The sequence below is a fragment of the Streptomyces poriticola genome, assembly GCF_036689765.1.
GTDB lineage: Bacteria > Actinomycetota > Actinomycetes > Streptomycetales > Streptomycetaceae > Streptomyces > Streptomyces poriticola.
Genome location: NZ_JBAGKH010000074.1, coordinates 1 through 3,922 on the forward strand (window position 1 = coordinate 1; position 3,922 = coordinate 3,922).

At 73.7% G+C, this 3,922-nt stretch carries 2 protein-coding genes; both read left to right on the forward strand.

Going from position 1 to position 3,922, the window contains the following annotated elements; all coding sequences use genetic code 11:
- On the forward strand, positions 1-2,886 hold a 2,886-nt coding region (locus tag V5O46_RS31455), incomplete at its 5' end, for a type I polyketide synthase (RefSeq protein ID WP_332888146.1).
- 139 nt (positions 2,887-3,025) lie between these two features.
- A partial coding sequence (locus tag V5O46_RS31460) for a beta-ketoacyl synthase N-terminal-like domain-containing protein (protein WP_332888147.1) occupies positions 3,026-3,922 on the forward strand: 897 nt, incomplete at its 3' end.

The window sequence follows — 3,922 nt, forward strand, 5'->3', positions numbered from 1 at the left end:
ACCGGCGGCAACCACGCCACCAACCTCCCCACCTATCCCTTCCAGCACCAGCGTTACTGGCCCGCGTCGGCCGCCGCGCGGTCCGTCGACGCCGAATCCATCGGGCTCGGCATCGCCGGACACCCGCTGCTCGGCGCGGCGGTTGAGCTGGCGGGCACGGACACGCACCTGTTCACCGGGCTGCTGTCGTTGCAGAGCCACCCCTGGCTGGCCGACCACGCCGTAGCCGGCACCGTCCTGCTGCCCGGCACCGGCTTCCTCGAACTCGCCCTCCAGGCCGGCCACCACGTCGGCTGCGGCACCGTGGAGGAACTCACCCTGGAGGCACCCCTGGTACTGCCCGAGAAGGGTGGCGTACGGATCCAGCTCGGGCTCGGGGAGACCGACGACTCGGGTCGGCGGGAGCTGAACCTGCACTCGCGGGCGCAGGACGCCGGGGACGACGAGCCGTGGACGCTGCATGCCACCGGCACGGTGGCTCCCGCCGGTGCGCAGCAGTCGCCGGAGCCCGATGCCGATCTGGCCGCCTGGCCGCCCGCCGGGGCGGAGGCGATCACGGTGGCGGACGCCTACGACCGGCTGGCCGCGCAGGGTGTCGAGTACGGCCCTGCCTTCCAGGGGCTGCGGGCCGCCTGGCGGCGCGGTGACGAGGTCTTCGCCGAGGTCGCCCTGCCGGACGAGGAGTCCGCCGAGGCCAAGGAGTACGGCCTTCACCCGGCGCTGCTCGACGCGGCGCTCCAGCCGCTGGGACTGGGTGTGCTGCTGGCCGAGCCCGGCGAGGGACTCACCCGGCGCCCGTTCGCATGGAGTGGGGTGACCCTCCACGCCCAGGGCGCTAACGCGGTCCGGGTACGGATCGCCCTGGCCGGTGAGGACGCCGTGTCCGTCGCGGTGGCCGATTCGGTGGGCCGTCCTGTCGCCTCGGTCGACGTACTGACGCTGCGGCAGGTCGGCACCGAGCAGCTGGCTGGAGCGCGGGAGGCGCGGGGCGACTCGCTGTTCCGGGTGGAGTGGGCGCCGGTCGCGGTGTCGCGGTCCGGCGCGTCGGCCGGACGCTGGGCCGTCGTCGGCAGCGGCAGTGGTGACAGCACCATGGATGTGTACGACGACCTCGGCAGCCTCGCCGCCGCAGCCGCGCCCGTCCCCGAGCTGGTCTTCGCCCCCTTCCCGGACACCACCGACGGCACCACGGCGGACGCCGGCACCGCAGACGCCGTACGCCAGGTCACGCACCGCGCCCTGGACCTCGTACAGGCGTGGCTGGCCGACGACCGGTTCGCCGCGTCGCGGCTGGTGATCCTGGCCGGGCAGGGCCTGACCGGTGCACCGGTCTGGGGTCTGGTCAGGTCGGCGCAGGTGGAGAATCCGGGCCGGTTCGTGCTGGTGGAGACGGACGGCGGCGGCGAGCCTGACTGGGAGACGCTGGCGGCCGCTGCGGCCGGCGACGAGCCGCAGCTGCGGCTGCACGGCACCGAGGTCGGCGCACCGCGGCTGGCTCGTGCCGAGCGCCCCGAGGAGGTGGAGTCCGGGTTCGCGCCCGAGGGCACGGTCCTGCTGACCGGTGCCTCTGGTGGGCTCGCCCGGCTGCTCGCCCGGCATCTGGTGGCCGAGCGCGGGGTGCGGAACCTGCTGCTCACCAGCCGCCGCGGGGCCGCCGCCGACGGGATGCCGGAGCTGGTGGCCGAGCTGACCGGGCTCGGTGCCACGGTCGAGGTGGCCGCCTGCGACGTCGCCGACCGGGAGGCGCTGGCCGGACTGCTGGCCTCCGTACCGGCGGAGCGTCCGCTCACCGCCGTGGTGCACACCGCGGCCGTCCTGGACGACGGGGTGGCCGAGGCGCTGACGCCGGAGCGGGTCGACCGGGTGCTGCGGCCGAAGGTCGACGGCGCGCTGAACCTCCATGCGCTGACGGAGGATCTGGACCTGTCGGCGTTCGTGCTCTTCTCCTCCCTGTCGGGCACCCTCGGCGGGGCGGGGCTGGCCAACTACTCGGCGGCCAACGCCTTCCTCGACGCCCTCGCCCGCCACCGGCACGAGCGCGGACTGCCCACCGTGTCGCTGGCCTGGGGACTGTGGGAGCAGCGCAGCGGTATGGCCGGGCGGCTGAGCGACGTGGACCTGGCCCGGATGTCCCGGGTCGGTGCGGCGCCGATGTCCGCGGACGAGGGCCTGGCCCTGTTCGACGCCGCCACCGCGCTGGGCGACGCCGTGGTCGTGCCGGCCCGGCTGGATCTGGCGGAGCTGCGCGCGCAGGCGGCGGCCGGTGTCATGGCGCCCCTGTTCCGCGGTGTCGTCCGCACCTCGGCCGTCCGGCGTACGGCGGCCGCGTCCGGGGGCCGTACCGAGGAAGCCGCGTCCGGGATCGCCGGCCGGCTGGCCGGGCTGGCCCGGGCCGATCAGGAGCGGATGCTGCTGGATCTCGTACGGGAGCAGGTCACGGCCGTGCTCGGGCATGCCTCGCCCGAGGAGGTACGGGCGAACCGGGCCTTCAAGGATCTCGGGTTCGATTCGCTGACCTCCGTCGAGCTGCGCAACCGGCTCCGGTCGGCGACCGGGCTGCGGCTGACGCCGACCCTGGTCTTCGACTATCCGAACCCGGCCGCCCTCGCACAGCGGCTGCTGGACGATCTCGTACCGCAGGCGCAGGAGGACGGACCGCCTCTCTCGGCGGAGTTGGAGCGGCTGGAGGCCGCGTTCCTCGAATCCGCCCTGGACGACCACGCGCGAGGCAAGATCGCGGCGCGGCTGCAGGCCCTGCTCTGGAAGTGGGACGACACCCGCGGCACCGCGATCGAAGCCGAAGGGCCCGCGGAGGACGGGGAGTTCGACCCCGTCAGCGACGACGAGATGTTCGACCTCATCGACAAGGAGCTGGGCCAGCTCTGATCCCGTCTCCGCTCCGCCCCTCGCCGGCGGCGCCGCCCTCTCTCTCCCCACCGTGCCACCTGACCACTGGCCCTTCCCGGCCGTTCTAGGACGTGACCTGATGTCAAAGCCCGCCCGTTCCTCCGACGCTGCCCAGAACATGACCGAGGACAAGCTCCGCGACTACCTGAAGCGGGTCGTCAACGACCTGCGCCAGACCCGCCGTCGGCTGGGCGAGGCCGAGGCCAAGGACCACGAGCCGATCGCCATCATCGGTATGAGCTGCCGTTTCCCGGGTGACGTCCGTTCCCCGGAGGACCTCTGGCAGGTCGTCGCCGAGGGCCGCGACGCGATCTCCGCGTTCCCCGACAACCGCGGCTGGGACCTGGAGGCGCTCTACGACGCCGACCCGGACCGCTCCGGCACGTCCTATGTGCGGGAGGGGGGGTTCCTGTACGACGCCGCCGACTTCGACCCGGCGTTCTTCGGCATCTCGCCGCGCGAGGCCCTCGCCATGGACCCGCAGCAGCGCCTGCTGCTTGAGACCTCCTGGGAGGCCTTCGAGCGGGCCGGCATCGACCCGAAGTCCCTGCGCGGCAGCAAGGCCGGCGTCTTCGTCGGCAGCAACTACCAGGACTACGCGAACCGGTTGCCCGAGGTGCCCGCCGAGCTGGAGGGGCACCTCGGTATCGGCAACACGCCGAGCGTGGTGTCCGGCCGGGTGGCGTACACCCTCGGTCTGGAGGGCCCGGCCGTCACCGTCGACACGGCCTGCTCCTCGTCGCTGGTCGCCCTGCATCTGGCCTGCCACGCGCTGCGGCAGGGCGACTGCTCGATGGCGCTGGCCGGGGGCATCTCCGTGATGTCCTCGCCGGCCTCGTTCATCGAGTTCAGCCGACAGCGGGGGCTGGCGCCGGACGCCCGCGTCAAGGCCTTCGCGTCGGGCGCGGACGGCACGGCGCTGTCCGAGGGCATCGGCATGCTGCTGGTGGAGCGGCTGTCGGACGCGCGCCACAACGGGCACCGGGTGCTCTCCGTGATCCGCGGCAGCGCCATC